A 19,554-nucleotide genomic window follows, 5' to 3' on the forward strand; every position below is an offset into this window, starting at 1 on the left:
AGTTTTAATATGTTTGAAGTGAAAACACAGACAATGAAAAGTAAGCGGGCGCTGTCACTGGATCTCGCCCGCGGTTCGATGCTGTTTCTCATTATTTTGTCACACGTACCGTTGATGATGTACTTGAGTGAACCCGGTGTCGTCACTAAAATGGCGCCTGGAAACGCTTTTGAAAGTTTCATAAATATGATGATGGAGTTTTTCGTGGACAACCGTGCCCGGCCGCTGTTTGCAGTGTTGTTCGGCTACGGCATCATTATGATATACAACAAGCAGAGCAGGCGGAGCAGTATTCATGAAGCGAAGCGTCTCATCCTCCGCAGATGCATTTATTTAATTCTGTTCGGCATGATTTTAACCGGTGTTTTCTGGGGTCAGGATATATTGATGGTTTACGGCATTGCAGGAATCATACTTCTGCCTTTTCTCGGCAGGAGCAATAAGACGCTGCTGATCTGGACTGCTGTAACAACCGTCATCTACGCAGTATTTATTTCCCTGTTATGGGGCGGGATTTTATTTGCAATGGAAGGGTACAGCATCCCTGTTGAATTCACCGGTGAAGAAACATACTTCAATACAGTCTGGGCGCGTCTTTTCAGCATTCCATTCGTACCGCTGTTCACCCATCTGATGTTTCCGGTCATTCCGTCCGTGCTGATGGGATTCTGGCTGGGGCAGCTGAATGTTTTAATAAAGCCCGGCGACCATCTGCCGTTTTTGAAAAAGGTGATGGTGATCACACTTTCGATTTCCATCATCGGGGCAGTCCCGCTCGTGCTGATCAACGATGTCATATTCCCGTCGTATTTTAACGCCGGTCTGATATACGGCGTCCATATCATTTCGGGGTTATTTGCCGGCCTTGGTTACGCGGCGTTATTCGGTATTTTAGGCCATAAGATCAATTCATCGAATAAAGTGATTGTCGCCATGGGGGCGATGGGTAAACGCTCTCTGACATTTTTCGTCCTGCATGAAATATTGATTGTATTATTCTTGTCGCCGATCGCATTCGATCTCGGTGCGCATATCAGCATCACCAGCGGCTTCATTTTTGCGGTACTGCTGTGGGCGGTTACGCTGACTGTTGCGTATTTCATGGAGCAGCACGAAAAGCAGGGTCTGCTTGAAATCTGGATGAGAAAACTCACCTATAAAACATGATAAAACTCCAAAATCCTCCGCATAGATGAGGGTTTTGGAGTTTTTTATTGCTGCCGGTGACACGAAACCTGTGAAATTTGGTGTTTCGTGCCACAACATATCTAAAAATACTTAAGTTATAGCGCCGAAGCTTGTTTTACGCCATAACTCGCATGAAATTAGCCATGTTATAGCGTTTGGAAGTGATTTCTGCTATAAGTAGGGTGGAATTACTTAAGTTATAGCGCCAGAGCTTGTTTTTTGCTATAACCAGTTCAAAAAGAAGTGAGTTATAGCACCGCCTCGCAGCCCTTAATTTGAATTCACTTTATTTTACCCTGCTGCATCAAACATACTCCCAAAAGAAATTTTTAAAATAAAAACCGGGAGAAATTTATTGTAATAAGTCCACATTGCTGATATAATAATTGATTGTGAGTAATGAAAATTATTCCTTGTTAATAACGAGTTGTTATTAGCCGTCAAAGACCATAAGGAGGTGCAGAAGATGAGAGCATATGAAATTTTATATGTTATCCGCCCAAACATTGAGGAGGAAGAAAAAACAGCTTTAGTAGAGCGTTTTGATAACCTTTTAACTACAAATGGTGCGGAAATCGTCGAATCAAAAGAGTGGGGTAAACGTCGTTTAGCTTATGAAATCAATGATTTCACAGATGGATATTACCAAATCATCAAAGTTAATGATGATGGCACAGCTACTCAAGAATTCGAGCGTCTTGCTAAGATCAGCAATGATATCATTCGTCATATCATTGTCCGTGATGAGCAGGCAGAAGAAAAAGCAAGCAAATAATTTAGTCAAATAATGACATGGAGTTGATTGCATGATAAACCGTGTTGTATTGGTCGGTCGCTTAACACGTGACCCGGAACTTAGAGTCAGTCAGAACAATATATCTGTTACAACTTTCAACCTGGCAGTCAATCGTCCTTTTACAGGGCAAAATGGTGAACGTGGTGCGGATTTTATAAACTGTGTTACTTTCCGTAAACAGGCGGAAAATGTTAACCAGTATGTACAAAAAGGCAGTCTCGTAGGTATTGATGGCAGAATTCAGACCAGAAACTATGAGAATAAAGATGGCCAGAGAGTTTATGTGACCGAGGTTGTATGTGACAGTGTTCAGTTTTTAGAGCCAAAAGGACAACAAGGTAGTAATCAATCTCAAAATAATTATAACTCAGCAGATAATTATGCAAATGCATACGGTGGAGGCGCTGGAAACCAGTCAACTGGCTCCAGACCTGCCCAATCATCACCAAGACAGGATAAAACTGAGGAGAATCCATTTGCCAATGCAGATGGCCCGGTGGATATCAGTGATGATGACTTACCGTTTTAAGATTTAACCATAATTAATTAAAGTATAGAAATAATTTCGTATTACGTGTGTGAACTGTGTGTGTAATCAAAAAAACGTCCAATGTGTGTGGATGTTTAATATAAAATGTGTGTAAAGCGTCTGTGACTCTGTCACAGGCGCTTCTTTATGTTTTCAATTCCCAGCTGTTTTATGTTAGTGTAACGTTAAATAAAGATGCTTATCATACATGATATGCATTCTGGCTGATCCGTCATTCGAATAAAACATCATCCGAAGATTTAAAGGGGATTGGCAAATCCGGGAGGAGAGTTTCAAATGAAAAGAATGATGTGTAAAGGAAAACTGCACCGTGCAACTGTAACTGAAGCTGATCTTGATTACGTAGGCAGTATTACGATAGATGCGAAATTGATGAAAGAAGCGAATATCCATCCTTACGAGATGGTGCAGATAACAAATCTGAGAAATGCGGCAAGGTGGAAGACTTATGCACTGCCTGCTGAAGCGGAAGGCGGAAAAATCTGTCTGAACGGACCGCCTGCCCATCTGTTTTCAAAAGGCGACCTCGTCATTATTTTAAGCATGGCGGAAATGTCAGAAGAAGAGATTCAGAAGCTGAAACCGAAAGTCGTGTTCATGGATGAGCACAATCAGATTACAAACATCGAAGAGCACGATCTCGCACAGATGATCGCAGACGTTCAAAATGTGGAATAACCGATATAAAATGGCGGCTTGGACAATCTCAGACCGTCATTTTTTAGAAATAAGCAGATTAGAATAAAAATAAAAACCGATTCCATTGTAAAATGCAGTCACTAAATTAAAGGGGTGAGTCATTTTGTCTTATCAAAAGATTGTACCGCACTTGTGGTTTGATACTGAAGCAATGGAAGCCGCTGAATTTTACACCAGCCTGTTCCCGGATGCGAGAATGATAAATTCAAATATTTTTGAACAGACGCCGTCCGGCGATGCGGAGCAGGTCGACTTCGAAGTGATGGATTATCGTTTTATGGGCATCAGTGCAGGACCTTACGTCACAAAAAATCCCTCCATTTCATTTATGGTCATTTTCTCCAAAGATGAACAGGATGAGTTTCAAAACATCTGGGAAGCACTGACGGAGGGAGGCAAAGTTCTGATGCCGTTTCAGAAATACGACTTCAGCGAACTGTACGGCTGGGCAGAGGATAAATACGGGGTGTCCTGGCAACTGTACCGGACGGAAGTACCGGCAGAAGAAATCGACAGCCGGATCATACCCGCCATGATGTTCATCAATGATAATCTCGGCAAAGCGGAAGATGCGATGAACTTCTATATGGACATCTTCAATGATTCAAAAACGGACGGAGTTTATTATTACCCGGGAAATATGGAACCGAATATGACGGATCATATCATGCATGGCCAGTTCGAGCTGGAAAATCAGTGTTTTGCATTGATGGATTCGGCTGAAAAACATGAATTCAACTTCAGCGAGGGGGTGTCGCTCCTCGTCAAATGTGAAGACCAGAAAGAAATCGATTATTACTGGGACAAGCTGTCACATGTGCCGGAATCTGAACAGTGCGGCTGGCTGAAGGACAAATATGGTGTATCGTGGCAGGTCGTACCTAAAGTGATGGATGAGATGGTGGAGGCGGGCACAGCCGAACAGCTGAAACGCGTGACCGCATCCTTTCTGAAGATGGAAAAGTTTGATATTGCCAAATTGGAAGCTGCTTATCATCAATCCTGAGACCAGCTCGATCCAGCGCTTATATCACGTTTTTAAACAGTGATAAAGGGTAACCAATTAATAAATGTCTCGAGAAGGAGTTATGACCCAATATGTTGAAAATAACTGAAAGTGATTATCCAAATGTCATTTATATGGAAGTGGACGGCGGCGTGACTAAAAAAGATACAGATGAAGCCGCTGAATTTATAAGCAGACATTACGGTGAAAGTAGTGAAATCAATGTACTTGCCTACTTTAAAAAGATACAGAATGTCGAAGTCGGCGCCTTGGTGAAAGGTACATTCGTCGATATGTGGTACTGGAACCAGTATGAAAAAATTGCTTTTGTCACCGATGATGAAAGACTGAAAAAAGCAGCTTCTGTGGCAGACTACCTCCCCGGCCTTAACGTCAGAGAGTATGATAAGGCAGAAATGGACGACGCCTGGAGCTGGCTCAGCGAATAAGGCTGAATGACGCCATACCTGGGACAGACAAACATTTGGATGGTTTTATTTTAAAAATGAACTTTTGAAAAGACCCGAGACAATCCGGGTCTTTTTCACTTAGTGATGGTATAGAGCGCCGTACTGTGGTTAAATGAAACTAAGTAAAATACGTATATTAAGGTGAATGCAATGAAACATATTATAGATGGAAAGTGCCTTTGGATAATGTTTGCGGTATTGATACTCGCGTCATGTCACTCCGAACCGGCGGAAGAAACTGAAGAATCGGAAGCACCTGAAGCGACGGAAGCACAGGATGAAATCGAAGAAACCTCTGGGGAAGCTGACGAGGGGGAAGAGTCTGCAGAAGAGACATCTGAATCGGAAGAGATTGAAGAACGTACATATGAGCTTGTAACTGAAGAAGAAATTTTTGATGAGGCTGGTATCGAGGCGCTTGTAAACAGGCAGTACCTGCTGAGCGAAGATTATATACCGCGTGATCTGGTGGCTGTCGAAGTGCCGTTGATATTCCCGGAGCATTTGGAAATCAATCAGCTCCGGGCCCCGGCAGCTGACGCATTGAAGCAGATGTTTGCAACGGCAGAGGAAGCGGGCATTATATTATATGCAAGGTCCGGCTACCGTTCATACGGGACCCAGGAGATACAATACGGGAGTTACGTGGAAACGCACGGTGAGGAAGCGGCGAGCCGTTTCAGTGCACCGCCGGGGGCCAGTGAACATCAGACGGGGCTCGCAATGGATGTGACGAGTGAAAGTGTCGGCTATGAACTGTTGGAATCTTTCGGTGAGACGGCTGAAGGCGAATGGGTAAAAGACAACGCTCACGTTTACGGCTTTATCATCCGCTATCATGAAGGCAAGGAAGATATTACCGGCTACATGTATGAACCGTGGCATTTGAGATATGTCGGCAAAGAGCTGGCGCATGATATAAAAGAAAGTGGTCTGACTTATGAAGAATATATTATGGAGAGTGGGATAGACATTGAAGAGAACTGAGCAGAATAAAAACATTTCAATCTTATTTAAAATACTGGTTCCCATATTATTGCTCATTGTGGTCATCGGGGCGGCATACGGCACTTTCACCTTTTTGAACGATGACGGTGAACCGGGTGAAGAAGTGTCAGTGGATGAAGAATCGGAAAACAGTGAAAATGACGGGGGGACAAACGGCGATGACCCGGAAAGTGACGGCTCGGATGACAGCGGCTCGGAAGCGGACGGCGAAGCGGCATCAGAATCTGAAACGACGGAAATTACAATCTCGACCGTCGGCGATATAATGGCCCATGATGAGCAGTATTGGGGCGCTTACGTAGAAGAGACGGATTCATACGATTTTAAACCGGTCTTTGAACACGTGAAGCCTTATCTGGAAGAGGCGGACCTTGCAATCGGCAACTTTGAAACGACAGTTGCGGGTGAGGACAGGGGCTACACGGGCTATCCGTTGTTCAATACACCGGATGCAATTGTCGAAGGTGTGGAGTATGCAGGGTTTGATTCAATCGTCACTTCCAATAACCACAGCCTGGACATGGGCGCACAGGGCATCGAACGCACAGTCCAGAAGCTTGAGGAAGCGGATATGGATGTTGTGGGTACATATGAGGAAGCACCGGAAGAGCGCCATGTCATTAAAGATGTCAACGGCATCAAAGTGGCGTTGCTCGCGTTTACAGAAAGCATGAACGGCATGGACGAGCCGTATACGGACGAAGAAGTGCATAATATGATTGATGTCATCTCTGAAGAGAATTTGACAGCGGCCATCGATGCAGCGAAAGCGGATGAACCGGACATCATTCTCACATACATGCACTGGGGCCCTGAATATGTAGAGGAGCCGGGTGACAGCCAGAAACATTACGCACAGTTTTTAGCGGATCAGGGCGTGGACCTCATCATCGGTTCCCATCCGCACGTGCTGCAGCGCGGGGAAACCATTGAATCCAGCGACGGTGAACATGAAGCATTCGTCGCTTACTCACTAGGTAACTTCGTTTCCAACCAGCGCCTTGAAACAATCGGAGAGGACTTCCAGCCGAATGAAGACGGCGTCATTATGCACTTCGATATTGAAAAAGATACGGCATCTAATGAAACGACAGTGGCCGACATCAGCTACACGCCGACATGGGTGTACCGCCACAGTGAGACCGGCGAGAGACCGTTTGATTATGAGATACTGCCTGTAGAAGATTTCCAGGGTGACGAAAATCTGCCGGACAGTATATTGGAACGTCTCGACCGCTCGCTTGAACGGACAAATTCAAGGTTGAATTTAGAATAATGAAATCTGAATAAACGGATGATCGATTAACGCTCAGAGTTAATGATTTGTTCGTTTATTCTTTTTAAATCATGAAATTGCAGGTGTAAAGATGAAGAAATGGATTGGCATCATAATTGGCGTGATAGCGGTTCTCGCAGTCACTGTAATAGTATTATTAAACTTTACGAATATTTTCCAGGCAAATGAAGATGAAGCATTGAATGAATATGTTTCAAATTTTGAAGAAGGCAGCTATGAAGAAATCTATGAAAATCTCAGCGCAGAGCATAGAGAAGAATACAGCGCTGAAGATGTGACAGAACGTTATGAAAAGTTTTACGAAGATCTGGGCGTTGAAAAAAGAGAAATCAACAACCTAGAACTGGATGAAGAAAACTCTACAGATGTCCATAAGATCTACGACGGGGAATGGGCAATCGATTCCGCATACGGCGAACTTACCAAAGATATCGAGGTAAGCCTTTTATACAATGAGGAAGAGAATGACTGGCATGTGGAATGGACACCTGACATGATCATTCCGGAGCTTGGCAATCATGTACTGGACTTCAACTTCACTAAAGGTGAGCGCGGTGAAATCCAGGATAAATCCGGAGAACCCCTGGCGTTCAACGGTCATAAGGAAGTGGTCGGCTTTATTGCCGGAGAGGTTGAAGAAGAAGACCTGACGGCTCTGAGCGATACGCTTGAAATCAGTGAGGAATCACTGGAGAGCACTTTCAATCAGGAGTGGATCAGTGAAGGGATGTTTGTTCCCATTAAGGAAACACACCGGTTTTCTGATGAGGACAAAGCCGGTTTTGAAGAGAACAATCTGCAGGTGCAGGAAGAGCCTGCCCGTGAATATACGCTGGATGCGGCAACATTCCATCTGCTCGGCTATGTCGGCGGCGTGAATGCAGAAGAACTTGAAGAATCGGATTATTTAAGCGAGGGCGATGTGACCGGCAAGCGCGGACTCGAACAGTTATACGATGAACGTCTTCAGCCGAAAAGCGGTTATGAAATCGCGATTACGGATGACAGCGGCAATGTCGTCGAGACTTTATTCAATGAAGCGGCCGAAGACGGATCGGATATTGTACTGACGATAGATAAGGAGCTGCAGGAAATCATCTACAGTGAGATGGAAGATGATTCAGGCTCAAGTGTGGCAATGGATCCGGCCAACGGCGATATGCTTGCCACGGTCAGCTATCCGAGCCCGAGCCCGTATGATTTCATGTTCGGCATCAGCCAGAATGATTTGGAAGAACTTCAGGAGGATGATGAAAACCCGCTCATCGGTAAATTCAACCGGACGACTTCACCGGGTTCGACCCAGAAGATTCTTTCTGCATTGGTTGCGCTCAATACCGATGGATTTGACCGTGATGCGACCCGTGAAATTACAGGCAAGAGCTGGCAGCAGGATGATTCATGGGGCGGCTACAGCGTCAACCGCTATCATGTGGAAGACGGCGCGTTCGACCTTGACCGGGCTATCACAAGTTCCGACAATATCTACTTTGCACAGACGATGCTGGAAATTGGGGGCGAACGCTTCACCGAAGGCATGCACGCGCTCGGAATCGGTGCAGAGTATGATACAGACTATCCGATATATACAAGCCAGGTGGCAAACGAGGAACCGATTGAAAATGAAGTACTGCTTGCCGACAGTGCATACGGCCAGGGTGAGCTGCTGATTTCACCGATACAGATCACTTCGATCTATGCAGGTGTCATCAACGGCGGCGATATTTACGTGCCGCATATACTTGCGGATTCTGAAGATGAAATCCAGGTGGAGAACATCGCAGACGAGGATGATCTGGACTACCTTGAAAGTGCAATGAGAAGCGTCGTGACCGATTACCACGCAAGCGATATGGAACGGGACTATGCGTCATTTGCAGGCAAGACAGGCACCAGTGAAAATAAAATGTCACAGGACACACGCGGTTCGGAAACGGGCTGGTTCATCGGTTATGATCAGGATTCAAAAGACATGATTTTAAGTCTTTACGCTGAAGATGTGGAAGATCGCGGCATGAGTGAATATTCAGCACAGAAATTTGCGGATATTCAAGATGAGTACAGAGATGCAGAATAATAAAATAGTAAAAAACGCTTATTCTTTATATATACAGGATAAGCGTTTTTTAAGGTGTAAAACTGCAACCATTCGGTTTACTATCCAATTTTACTATGCTAAGCTTTTTATAATTATCTGAATAATTTCGCTCGACGTTCAAGTGATTTTTAACAAAGAATTCTGACGGGAAGGAGATTTTCAATATGGACGCATTTCCATTATCAGGATGGCTGATTTTAATTTTGCCGCCCATACTTTTTATCGGTTCAGTCGTCATATGGTATATACGGGAACTCAAAATGGAAAAACTGGAAAATGAACTTTTTAAAAAACAAAAAGGAAATGAGGAGGCTTAATCAATGGGTGGTACCGGTATACTAATAATTGTTATCTTGTATCTCGTATTTCTGTTGGGCCTCGGTATGTGGTCTGCCAGATTAAGCAGTAAAGGTTCTTCCGAATATTTTCTTGGCGGAAGGAATCTTGGGCCATGGGTTCTATCCATGAGTGAAAAAGCATCGGAATCCAGTGGTTTTATGACGGTCGGTCTGCCTGGTGAGGCATACTCGACTGGTATGAGTGCAGCATGGAACGCAGTATCCAGTGTGTTCTCCATCTTCAACTGGCTGTTCTTCGCAAAAAGGATACGCCGTTTATCAGAGCTGCAGAATTCAATTACAGTGCCGGATTTCCTGTCCGCACGTTTCAAAGATGATACACATGTCATGAGATGGGTCTCCATCGTTGTCATGACAGTTTTCATGACGGTATATGTTACGGCTCAGTTCGTGGCATTTGGTGTTTTATTTGAAGTCGTACTTGGAGTCAGCTTTTCGACAGGTGTCATCGTCGGCGGTATCGTTACGATCATCTATACGATGATGGGCGGTTTCCTTGCGGTGTCCCTGACTGACTTTATACAAGGTTTACTGATGGCATTTGCATTTTTCGTATTGCCGATTCTCGGTATTATAGAAATTGGCGGCTTCACGGAAATGGGCTACCAGCTGTCAGATATGATGGGCGAGGAATTCCTTGCACCATTCTTCGGCAACTCGGCACTGACAGTGGCGGGCCTGATCGCTATTATCAGTTACTTATTCATCGGAATCGGATTCAACGGTTCCCCGCACGTTCTGGTGCGTTACATGGCACTGAGAAATACGCGTGATGTAAAACGTATTGCACTGATTGGTATCGTCTGGATGATGATTGCATACTACGGTGCCGTTCTTATCGGTATGTCGGGCCTTGCATTATTCCCGGGCATTGAGAATCCGGAACATATTTTCCCGACAATGACCGTTGAACTCTTGCCTTGGTGGCTAGCAGGTGTCATTGTTGCAGCGGCATTGTCTGCAATGATGTCATCAATCGACTCCATGCTGCTGATTGCATCTTCAACGATCGCTGAAGATATGTGGAATAAAATTTTCAATAAAGGCGAGCTCAGAGAGGATAAGACAATTCTTATCTCCCGTATCGCAACGGCTGTACTCGGTGCGTTCGCAATCATCATCGCCCTGAACCCGCTTGACTCGGTCTTCTGGCTGGCAGTCTTCGCATGGGCGGGTCTCGCTACATGTTTCGGACCGCCGATTATCCTTTCAATTTTCTGGAAGGGTGTCACTAAAGTCGGAGCAATCACAGGTATGATTGTCGGACCGGTTGTAACAGTCATCTGGTATTTCTGGCCGCCGGTTGATATTTATGAAGGCGGACCGGCGTTTATTGCGGCATTGGCTGCAATCGTTGTGGTCAGTCTGTTCACAAGACCGCCTGAAGACGATGACTTTGATAAGTTATGGGATGACTTCACCGAGAAGAACGAACTTGGCAGATTTTCATTCCTGCCTTCGGATGAACAAGTCATTGAAAATCTGAAAGCGAGCAACCTGGACAATAAGACTGAAAAAGAAATTATTATGGACCTGATTGACCGTGATTATAAATCGGCGGGTACATTCAGAACGACGGGAACAGCTGAAACGAATGGATAAAAGGATGAAAATAGATGGATAACGTTGAAAACCAACAGGTCTCTATCATCAATACACCAATGGATCTGAGCGATAGGGAACTGGTTGGTTATCCGTACTTGATCGTATTATGTAAAGTGACCATGCCGCGGATATTCATGAAACCGAGAACGGCATGGACGGTCATTACGGTGGACCTTGTAAAAGGTGTGCCGCTCCGTTCAAATATGTTCCCAGAAACGAATGAAATCAATATAGATTCTTCAGCATTGGTGCCCCCGGTACTGACTACGGAAGAAGCCATCAATAAAGCGCGAAAATTGGTAATCAGATGGGTGATGCATAAATTTCATGCATTCAAAAACCCTGAAATAGAAATTGTACAGCAGCAGGAAGTATACAAGGCATTTTTCTTCTCAGAAATAGACGGCAAGGAAATATTGGTCGATTCTGTCAAAGGTCTGACGGGCGAAGATCTATAATCTATATGAAAGCAGGGATACTGTGTTTGATTTCAAATCAAGAAGATCACGGGTCATCGATAAACTTCAAGAACAGGGCGATGCAGTCGCAGTCATTATGAATCCGGACTACGTCTATTATCTGACAGGTTATCACGGCGCTCTTGGTATCGAGTGGGGCCGGCCGAATATCTTCATCCAGACTGTAGACGGCGAATCAGTACTTATTGTTCCTGTAATGGAAGAAGAAATGGCGCACAAACAGACGGATGTCACAACAATCATTCCGTGGACAGACGGCATAGACGGGGAGTGGCGCCCGGATCTGAAAAAGTATCTGGACAAATATAAAAATGACAAAGTTTCCGTCGATTATATGTGGATGCCGCGCGTCGTCTGGGACTTTATCGGAGAAGTGATTCCAAAAGACCGCATATCCGATATCGGGCCGGAAATAGACAGGCTCAGGAGCATTAAAGATCCGCAGGAAATCCAAGTCGCAAGACACGCAGGCGAAGTCGCTGTGGAAATGCTGAAAGGTGCGATGAAAGTCGCAGCATCCGGGGTTTATGAATACGAAGTGGAACTCGCATCAAAAGAAGCGGGTACACGCCACGCAGCAAAGCTGATGGAAGAACACTATCAGCATGTGCAGCCCTTTAACTATCCCGGCATCGGAAATAAACAGATTATGAGCTCAGGAAGCGAAATCACAATGTGCCACCACAGGAGCGGCATGACGAAACTCGTCCATGGCGAGCCACTCTTCATCTGCCACTGCGGTACGGCAGAGTTCAAAAACTTCTTCGTCGGATTCGACCGTACACTTTTCGTCGGCGACATCAACGACGAGGCTGCAAAAATGCTCGATGTGGCCGAAAAGGCACAGAAATCTGCGATAGCCCAGATTAAGCCCGGTGCGTATGCGAAAGACGTATTTGAGGCATATGCCGGAGTCATCGAAGACAATGGCTATCCGATTCCGTTCAGAGCCGGCCGCTCTTTAGGATTCTCATACACTGCCTCCCCGGAACTTGCGAAAAACAGCGAGGCGGTCATTGAAGAAGGCATGGTATTTGCCGTCGACGGAGGTACGGACTCTGACAACTACCGCACCCAGGTCGGCGACAGCATACTTGTCACTAAAGACGGGGTAGAATATTTAACACCGTTTACGAAAGACCATGACAAGCTGATCGTAGGAAAATAAAGCCCTGCTCACATAGAGATGAAATCAGCCGTAAGTGAGCAGGGCATAGACGATACACAATAGCCCCATACACAAAGAGTCACTGGATTTTATTTTCCAGTGACTCTTTTTTAATCTTTTGTATTTTTACGAATGGCTCTGGTTCAGTTTCAGCCTACGCTTCTTCTCTGATTGATCAACCAGCAGATTGGCAGCTGCGTCGCCGGTAACATTCATCGTTGTATATGCCATATCAAGCAGACGGTAAATCGCAGCAATCGGCCCCATCATTTCAATCGGCAGTCCGAGCAGCGTTAAAAATGATGCGCCGAGGACGATACCGCCGCCGGGAATACCGGGGGCAGCCATATTCAATACTGTAGCAATCAGGACAAGATAGATGATCTGGCCGACATCGAGCGGCAAGTTGTAAAAGTCGGAAACGAATACCGCAAGCACACTGAATGATACTGCACCACCGGCCATATTAATGGTGGTACCAAGCGGGACGACAAAATTCGTAATGGATTCAGATGCTTTGAAATCCGTTTTTGAAACGCGCATCGTTGTCGGCAGGGTAACCGCGGAGCTCGTTGTAGATAATGAAACCAGCCATACTTTGTATATACCTTTGATGAATTGTAATGGTGTCCGACCGGTATATAGCCATACAGGTATAAGCATGACAATGATGAAAGCCATAATACATCCGAGATATGCGGTAAATATGTAGAGTCCGAGCGCTGAGAAAATCCCGGTGCCGTATTCAGCAACCGCAAATGCCATCAGTGAAATGATACCGATCGGTGTCGTTTCCATAATAAAGTCCAGTACTTTGAAAATGACTTTTGAAAGACTGTTGATCACATTCTTTACGGGTTCGGCTTCCTTACCGACGATGACAATCGCAATGGAGAAGATGGCGGTGAACAAAATCGTCGCCAGTATATCACCTTCGGATATGGCCATAAATAAGTTGTCGGGAACGATATTCATAAAGAATTCAGCCAATGTCGGTTCTGCAACTTCTCCGTCATACCCGGCAGATTCAACATCGATTCTCTGACCCGGACGGACCAGGTAGGAAATGACCAGACCGATGGCAGCTGTACCGATGAACATCAGCACGAAAACTATAATACTCTTTAAACCGATACGGCCGAGATCCTGTGAGCTGCCGATATTGATGATGCCTGTGGAAACAGCTACAAAAATGACCGGAATAATCATCATTTGGATCAGGTTTAAGTAAATATCTCCGACAAAGCTTGTCTGGATGGAGAATTCGGGGAAAATTATTCCCAGCAGTATACCCAGTCCAAAACCGATGGCAATGCGGGTGAATAGATGATTTTTTCCTGTCAGTAATTTTTTCATTGAAATTTGCTCCTTAAAAGATGATGGCAGCAGGCTGCAGAAGTACCGAAAAACAATTTAAAAAATTATTAAATTTAAAAAAGTGATTAAATTCTAACAATTTAAAACGGACCTGTCAATACATGTTTTAAGCGAGGTGATCAATGGTTTCGTTTTCATTTCATTTAGAATAAAAAAACGCCCCATCCAAAAGGATGGAGCGAAATTCAAGTCTTTCAATTAAAACATTTCTGAAGCGACTTTTTGGTTCAAGAAGTTAAGCAGATAATCCGGGCTGCCTGTCTTCTGGTCTGTACCTGAAAGTTTGAAACCGCCGAATGGGTGGTATCCAACGACAGCTGCAGTACAGCCGCGGTTCAGGTAAAGGTTACCAACATCGAATTTGCGAACTGCCAAGTGCCAGTTTTCACGTGTATTCGTGATGACTGCACCAGTCAGACCGTATTCAGTGTTGTTTGCAACTTTAAGACCTTCTTCGAAATCTTTAACTTTAGTGAAGCCGACAACAGGCCCGAAGATTTCTTCCTGCATGATTACAGCTTCCGGATCAAGGTCTGAGAAGATTGTCGGGTGCACAAAGAATCCAGTGGAATCGTCTGTTTCTCCGCCAAATTCAAGTTTACCTTCTTTTTTGCCTGTTTCGATATATTCTTTAATGTTGTTGAACTGTTTCTGGCTGACAACAGGTCCCATGTCAGTGTTGTCCACTGTGTTACCTACAGTCAGTTCTTTCGCCAGTTCGATTGATCTTGCAAGTACTTCATCATGAACATCTTCGTGAACGACAGCACGTGAACATGCTGAACATTTCTGTCCTGAGAAGCCGAATGCTGAAGTGACGATAGATTCAGCTGCCACATCAAGGTCAGCATCTTTATCAATGACAATTGTATCTTTACCGCCCATTTCAGTGATTGTGCGTTTAAGGAAGTGCTGGCCTTCCTGAACGACTGCCGCTCTTTCCGTGATGCGGAGTCCAACGCCTTTAGAACCTGTAAATGTGATGAAGTGTGTTTTATGGTGGTCTACCATGTAGTCACCGATGTCACGTGATGAACCAGGGACAAAGTTGACCACGCCTGCAGGCAGTCCTGCTTCTTCAAGGACTTCCATCAGTTTATATGCAATCAGAGGTGTATCTCCTGAAGGTTTTAACAGTACTGTATTACCTGCAACAACCGGTGCAAGTGTCGTACCTGCCATGATCGCGAATGGGAAGTTCCACGGCGAGATTGTTACACCGACACCCATCGGCTGATAGAAGTAGCTGTTTGTTTCACCTTCACGGTCAAGTGTCGGTTTACCGTCTGCCAATTCCACCATTGAGCGGGCATAGTATTCAATGAAGTCGATTGCTTCATTTGTATCTCCATCAGCTTCATTCCATGGTTTACCAGCTTCGTACACCATTAATGCTGAGAATTCATGTTTTCTCCGGCGAATGATTGCTGAAACTCTTAAAAGCAGATCTGCACGTTCCTTTGCAGTCCACGCACTCCATGATTCAAATGCTTCTTCAGCAGCTTCGAAAGCCTGCTCGATATGATCTGTTTTAGCTTTTGAAACATGACCAAGAATCTGCTCTTTATCAGCAGGATTGATAACAGTCGTTTTATCGTCTGTCATAATTTCTTTTCCACCGATTACGAGTGGACGGTGAACACCAAAATCTTCTTTCACTTGCTCTAATGCTTGTTTGAATGCCTGCTTGTTTGATTCTTGTGTAAAATCAGTCGCAGCCTCTGCTTTGTAAGGCAATACCATTAAAAATTCCTCCTAAAATAAAATTATTGCGAGAAAGCGCATATGTTTATTCTACCCTAAAAATTTAGGATTATGCAAAAGAAAAGGCTTACATTTCAAAGTGGTAAAAAGTCGCAATATTCGTTAAAATGAAAGGAAATATATAAAGGGGAATCTCAATGGAAAATCGTTTGGAAGTACAGGTATTCAGGGGTGAAACCGTGAGGATGTGTGACGGCATAAAATTATCCGCAGATATTTACAGACCGGAAGAAAAAGGAGAGTTTCCGGAAGAAAAAGGGGAGTTTCCGGGCATCGTCATCCGGACACCATATGGAAAATCGACGGCAGCACATCATGATACCGGGATGTTTTTTGCACAGCACGGCTACATCGTCATGGTGATGGATGTCAGAGGCCGGGGAGACTCTGAGGGTGTGTTCAAAGAGTACAGAAATGAAGGCGCCGACGGCTATGATTCAATCGAATGGCTGGCTGCACAAAATTATTGTACCGGAAATATCGGTACACTCGGCGGCTCATATCTCGGCAGAATCCAGTGGCTCACCGCACTGCATCAGCCGCCGTCCCTGAAAACGATGGTACCGATCGTCACACCGTCCGATCCGTTTGTAGAATGGCCGACAGGTGTGCCCGGACCCCACAGTATCTGCTGGACATATATGACAAGCGGTCGGGTCCAGCAGAATATCAGTCTGGTCGACTGGGAAAGCGTATATGAAACACTGCCGCTGATCGACATGGATAAAGCGTCCGGCAGATATTCCGAACGCTGGCGCGAAGAGGTCAGTCATAACCATCTCGATGACTGGTGGAAAGAATTGTGCTATCAGGATAAATTCGATGATATCGACCTGCCTGTGCTGCATATTTCCGGCTGGTATGACGATGAGCAGATCGGCACCCCGTTGAATTTTCATGGTATGACGCATACACAGAAGGATAAGAAATCCAAAAACCAGCAGCGGCTGCTGATGGGCCCGTGGTCACATCAGGTTAACAGCTCGACGAAAGTCGGGGGAATCGACTTCGGTGAAGATGCATTGATCAATATGAACGATTACCAGCTCAAGTGGTTCGACTTTTATTTGAAAAATAAAAACCATGGGCAGGAGAACGCTGCACCTGTGGACATTTTCGTCATGGGCGATAATGAATGGCGCGAAGAATACGAGTGGCCGCTTAAACGGACGGAGTGGACCAAATATTATTTGAACAGCAGCGGCAGGGCGAATTCAAGGTTCGGCGATGGCACGCTGCAGACGGAAATACCGAAGCAGAGTGAAGCGGACCAGTATGACTATGATCCGTCAGCCCCCGTGCCGTTCATCACGGAACTGGTGTCCCATCAGATCGGCGGACCGGATGATTACTCGGCGATTGAACGACGTGATGATATGCTTGTCTATTCGACGGAGACACTCTCTGAAGATACAGAAGTGACGGGACCGGTGACTGCGGAACTTTATGCATCGACCGATGCGAAGGATACTGATTTCATGGTGAAGCTTCTGGATGTTCATCCCGGCGGATATGTGCAGAGACTGACGGACGGCATGGTTAGAGGCCGTTTTAAAAAGGGTATGGACAAGCCAGAGCTTTTAACACCGGGCGAAATTTATAAATTTGAAATCGACTGCTGGAACACGAGCCATGTATTTAAAAAAGGACATAAAATCAGAGTGGAAGTGGCATCCAGCGCATTTCCAAAATATGACCGTCAGCTGAACACAGGTGACACGTTGGGCGTGACGAGTGAGATGAAAACGGCAAAGCAGACGATTTATCATGATGGGGCGCACCCGTCAAATATCAAATTACCGGTGATTCCAAGATGAATATTGAAGAAAGATACTTAAAAACAGTCATTGAAAAATTTAAAGATATTAAGCAGCTCGGTGACAGGACGATTGAACAGTTGAACGATTCGGAACTGCATTGGTCTATAAATGAAGAATCGAACAGTATTGCCGTCATTATGAAACATTTGAGTGGCAACATGATTTCAAGATGGTCTGATTTTTTAACTTCAGACGGCGAAAAAGAATCGAGGGACAGGGACTCGGAATTCATGGATGCTGCGGAATCCAGAAAAGAAATAATTGATGGTTGGGAACAAGGCTGGGACACGCTCCTCGGTACATTATCAAATCTTGAAAGTGAAAATTTGCTGGAAACCATACGCATCAGAAGTGAAGAACATATTGTCATTGAAGCAATTGAAAGACAAATGTCCCATTATTCCTATCACATAGGACAGATTGTATATATCGGCAAGCAGATTAAAGGCAGCGAATTTAATCCATTAACGATACCGAAAGGAGAATCGGAAAAGTATCTGGCTGAAATGAAAAAGAAGCACGATAAATAACCGGTGGTGATGACCATGGATATCAATGCAGTACTGGAATACTTTAAAACTCATTACAATGATACGACGGTAAAAGAAGCGGCTGACTATTTCGGATATAGTGAGTCGCATTTTTATCGTGTCTTCAAAAAGGAAACGGGTGTCACCCCGCAGGATTATCTCGTGAGCCTGAAAGTGCAGAACAGTGTAGAGCAGCTTTTAAAGACGAATGCCTCCGTCCTCAATATCCAGTTGAAGTCCGGCTATTTAAGCGAGGGGACTTTTACAAACCGCATCAAAAAATCAATGATCTTGTCGCCGAAACAGCTGACGATGCAGCACTATAAGATTTACAGCGATTATAAGCTGTATGAAGATGATGAGCCGCTGGAAGAAGTCAGCGAACAGGCAGACCTTACCGTCCGTCTGACTTCCAGTGAGACATTCGAAGGCATCATATTCATCGGGTTGTTCAAAAAGCCGATACCAAACCAGTCTCCCGTGATCGGTAAAGCGATATTGAAATTCGATAAAGAACGGGACGTTTATTTTAACGATGTGCCTAACGGCGATTATTACTGCCTTGCATGTGTCATTCACAAAACTTACAATCCACTCAAAATCTTTGTCCACAAAGATAATTTGAGAGGCAGAGTGGAAGAGAAGATGACTTTTCCCGGGAAATATAAAAAGACTTTGAATTTGCGGCCGCCGCTGCCTGAAGACCCTCCAATCACTTTGAATCTTCCCCTGTTATTCATCAATATTTTAAAAGAGCAGAGAAATGAATATAGAGCGGATTAGAATAATAAATACAGGACAGGAAACTTTATAATTGATGTGAGTAGAATATCCATCAGCAGAATCTTAAGAATGAATAATGAGAGGAGAGAATCAAATGGTCAAACATTTTCAGTATTTCAATTTCCAGAATGCACTTGAAGCAATCGACTATTATAAGAATAATTTCAATGCTTCTTTAATTTCCATACAGATGATGGATGACACAATGTTCGAGGATACTTCCGAGTTTAAAGATATTCCGGCAGACATAAAAGAAAACTTCGTCATGCATGCCGAGATAGAAATCATGGGACATGGTTTCTACATCAGTGATACATGGAACAGGAAACCCATCAATAATGAAGGTGCAATGATGGCCTTCGTCTTCAACCTCGAAACCGAAAAAGACAGGATGATCTCATTTTATGAACAGGCGGTTGAATCCGGAGTGGATGTGCAGATGCCGCTCGAAGAAACGGAATGGACACCGATGTTTGCATCTTTCAAAGATAAGTACGGCGTCAATTGGATGTTGAGCGGTGAGTAACGATTGAATCTTAAAACAGGCTGCATTTCAG

General features: G+C 44.6%; 19 protein-coding genes. 17 read left to right on the plus strand and 2 right to left on the minus strand.

Annotated elements, in window-relative coordinates:
- Positions 1-9: 9 nt before the first annotated feature.
- The 13 genes from BO48_RS09455 (at position 10) to BO48_RS09515 (ending at position 12,723) form a co-directional block, all read left to right on the plus strand.
- Positions 10-1,167 (plus strand): DUF418 domain-containing protein, encoded by a 1,158-nt coding sequence (locus tag BO48_RS09455; protein WP_496367198.1) that lies wholly within the window; start codon positions 10-12, stop codon positions 1,165-1,167.
- A gap of 487 nt (positions 1,168-1,654) precedes the next feature.
- Positions 1,655-1,963 (plus strand): 30S ribosomal protein S6, encoded by a 309-nt coding sequence (gene rpsF, locus BO48_RS09460; RefSeq protein ID WP_052255221.1) that lies wholly within the window; start codon positions 1,655-1,657, stop codon positions 1,961-1,963.
- 31 nt (positions 1,964-1,994) lie between these two features.
- Positions 1,995-2,513 carry a single-stranded DNA-binding protein gene (ssb, locus tag BO48_RS09465; RefSeq protein WP_052255220.1) on the plus strand — a complete coding sequence of 173 codons (519 nt, stop codon included), beginning with the start codon at positions 1,995-1,997 and terminating at the stop codon, positions 2,511-2,513.
- A 297-nt stretch (positions 2,514-2,810) separates the two neighbouring features.
- Positions 2,811-3,212: an aspartate 1-decarboxylase gene (gene panD, locus BO48_RS09470; protein WP_496367199.1), complete on the plus strand. Its 402-nt coding sequence runs from the start codon at positions 2,811-2,813 to the stop codon at positions 3,210-3,212.
- A gap of 124 nt (positions 3,213-3,336) precedes the next feature.
- Positions 3,337-4,239: a VOC family protein gene (locus BO48_RS09475; protein WP_496367200.1), complete on the plus strand. Its 903-nt coding sequence runs from the start codon at positions 3,337-3,339 to the stop codon at positions 4,237-4,239.
- A gap of 92 nt (positions 4,240-4,331) precedes the next feature.
- Positions 4,332-4,688, plus strand: a complete 357-nt coding sequence (locus BO48_RS09480) for a SpoIIAA family protein (RefSeq protein ID WP_496367201.1) — start codon at positions 4,332-4,334, stop codon at positions 4,686-4,688.
- A 171-nt stretch (positions 4,689-4,859) separates the two neighbouring features.
- On the plus strand, positions 4,860-5,696 hold the full coding sequence (locus BO48_RS09485) for a M15 family metallopeptidase (protein ID WP_496367202.1): 837 nt from the start codon (positions 4,860-4,862) through the stop codon (positions 5,694-5,696).
- Entirely contained in the window at positions 5,683-6,993 is a 1,311-nt protein-coding gene (locus BO48_RS09490) for a CapA family protein (protein WP_496367203.1), read from the plus strand. Before BO48_RS09485 ends, BO48_RS09490 begins: the two co-directional genes overlap by 14 nt.
- Before the next feature lie 91 nt (positions 6,994-7,084).
- Positions 7,085-9,091, plus strand: coding sequence for a penicillin-binding transpeptidase domain-containing protein (locus BO48_RS09495; protein ID WP_496367204.1), 2,007 nt, complete (start codon positions 7,085-7,087; stop codon positions 9,089-9,091).
- Positions 9,092-9,276: 185 nt separating this feature from the next.
- Positions 9,277-9,429 carry a hypothetical protein gene (locus BO48_RS09500; RefSeq protein ID WP_496367205.1) on the plus strand — a complete coding sequence of 51 codons (153 nt, stop codon included), beginning with the start codon at positions 9,277-9,279 and terminating at the stop codon, positions 9,427-9,429.
- A gap of 3 nt (positions 9,430-9,432) precedes the next feature.
- Positions 9,433-11,073 carry a sodium/proline symporter gene (locus BO48_RS09505; protein WP_052255214.1) on the plus strand — a complete coding sequence of 547 codons (1,641 nt, stop codon included), beginning with the start codon at positions 9,433-9,435 and terminating at the stop codon, positions 11,071-11,073.
- Positions 11,074-11,087: 14 nt separating this feature from the next.
- Entirely contained in the window at positions 11,088-11,534 is a 447-nt protein-coding gene (locus tag BO48_RS09510; protein ID WP_052255213.1) for a hypothetical protein, read from the plus strand.
- 22 nt (positions 11,535-11,556) lie between these two features.
- The gene (locus BO48_RS09515; protein ID WP_496367206.1) at positions 11,557-12,723 is read left to right on the plus strand and encodes a M24 family metallopeptidase; all 1,167 of its coding nucleotides are present in this window, start codon (positions 11,557-11,559) and stop codon (positions 12,721-12,723) included.
- A 126-nt stretch (positions 12,724-12,849) separates the two neighbouring features.
- Here BO48_RS09515 and BO48_RS09520 read toward each other — a convergent pair whose 3' ends face one another.
- Entirely contained in the window at positions 12,850-14,079 is a 1,230-nt protein-coding gene (locus BO48_RS09520) for a dicarboxylate/amino acid:cation symporter (RefSeq protein WP_496367207.1), read from the minus strand.
- A gap of 219 nt (positions 14,080-14,298) precedes the next feature.
- Positions 14,299-15,843, minus strand: coding sequence for an L-glutamate gamma-semialdehyde dehydrogenase (pruA, locus tag BO48_RS09525; protein ID WP_496367208.1), 1,545 nt, complete (start codon positions 15,841-15,843; stop codon positions 14,299-14,301).
- Positions 15,844-16,001: 158 nt separating this feature from the next.
- On the opposite strand from pruA, the gene BO48_RS09530 reads away from it, so the two are divergent.
- The 4 genes from BO48_RS09530 (at position 16,002) to BO48_RS09545 (ending at position 19,523) form a co-directional block, all read left to right on the plus strand.
- Complete coding sequence (locus tag BO48_RS09530) at positions 16,002-17,681, plus strand: CocE/NonD family hydrolase (RefSeq protein WP_496367210.1); 1,680 nt, start codon at positions 16,002-16,004, stop codon at positions 17,679-17,681.
- Positions 17,678-18,214: a DUF1572 family protein gene (locus BO48_RS09535; protein ID WP_496367211.1), complete on the plus strand. Its 537-nt coding sequence runs from the start codon at positions 17,678-17,680 to the stop codon at positions 18,212-18,214. The genes BO48_RS09530 and BO48_RS09535 overlap by 4 nt, the downstream gene beginning before the upstream one ends.
- Positions 18,215-18,229: 15 nt before the next feature.
- A complete protein-coding gene (locus tag BO48_RS09540) occupies positions 18,230-18,997 on the plus strand; it encodes a helix-turn-helix transcriptional regulator (RefSeq protein WP_496367212.1) in 768 nt (255 codons plus the stop codon).
- A gap of 94 nt (positions 18,998-19,091) precedes the next feature.
- On the plus strand, positions 19,092-19,523 hold the full coding sequence (locus BO48_RS09545) for a VOC family protein (protein ID WP_496367213.1): 432 nt from the start codon (positions 19,092-19,094) through the stop codon (positions 19,521-19,523).
- The last annotated feature ends 31 nt before the right edge of the window (positions 19,524-19,554 follow it).

This window comes from Lacicoccus kunmingensis DSM 17847 (assembly GCF_059568765.1).

Bases quoted from the DNA above. Each gene is read 5' to 3' on its own strand.
- BO48_RS09510 (WP_052255213.1), top strand. From the start codon at position 11,088: ATGGATAACGTTGAAAACCAACAGGTCTCTATCATCAATACACCAATG.
- rpsF (WP_052255221.1), top strand. From the start codon at position 1,655: ATGAGAGCATATGAAATTTTATATGTTATCCGCCCAAACATTGAGGAG.
- BO48_RS09505 (WP_052255214.1), top strand. From the start codon at position 9,433: ATGGGTGGTACCGGTATACTAATAATTGTTATCTTGTATCTCGTATTT.
- BO48_RS09500 (WP_496367205.1), top strand. From the start codon at position 9,277: ATGGACGCATTTCCATTATCAGGATGGCTGATTTTAATTTTGCCGCCC.
- pruA (WP_496367208.1), bottom strand. From the start codon at position 15,843: ATGGTATTGCCTTACAAAGCAGAGGCTGCGACTGATTTTACACAAGAA.
- BO48_RS09535 (WP_496367211.1), top strand. From the start codon at position 17,678: ATGAATATTGAAGAAAGATACTTAAAAACAGTCATTGAAAAATTTAAA.
- BO48_RS09455 (WP_496367198.1), top strand. From the start codon at position 10: ATGTTTGAAGTGAAAACACAGACAATGAAAAGTAAGCGGGCGCTGTCA.
- BO48_RS09480 (WP_496367201.1), top strand. From the start codon at position 4,332: ATGTTGAAAATAACTGAAAGTGATTATCCAAATGTCATTTATATGGAA.
- BO48_RS09520 (WP_496367207.1), bottom strand. From the start codon at position 14,079: ATGAAAAAATTACTGACAGGAAAAAATCATCTATTCACCCGCATTGCC.
- BO48_RS09530 (WP_496367210.1), top strand. From the start codon at position 16,002: ATGGAAAATCGTTTGGAAGTACAGGTATTCAGGGGTGAAACCGTGAGG.
- BO48_RS09545 (WP_496367213.1), top strand. From the start codon at position 19,092: ATGGTCAAACATTTTCAGTATTTCAATTTCCAGAATGCACTTGAAGCA.
- BO48_RS09485 (WP_496367202.1), top strand. From the start codon at position 4,860: ATGAAACATATTATAGATGGAAAGTGCCTTTGGATAATGTTTGCGGTA.
- BO48_RS09540 (WP_496367212.1), top strand. From the start codon at position 18,230: ATGGATATCAATGCAGTACTGGAATACTTTAAAACTCATTACAATGAT.
- BO48_RS09495 (WP_496367204.1), top strand. From the start codon at position 7,085: ATGAAGAAATGGATTGGCATCATAATTGGCGTGATAGCGGTTCTCGCA.
- ssb (WP_052255220.1), top strand. From the start codon at position 1,995: ATGATAAACCGTGTTGTATTGGTCGGTCGCTTAACACGTGACCCGGAA.
- panD (WP_496367199.1), top strand. From the start codon at position 2,811: ATGAAAAGAATGATGTGTAAAGGAAAACTGCACCGTGCAACTGTAACT.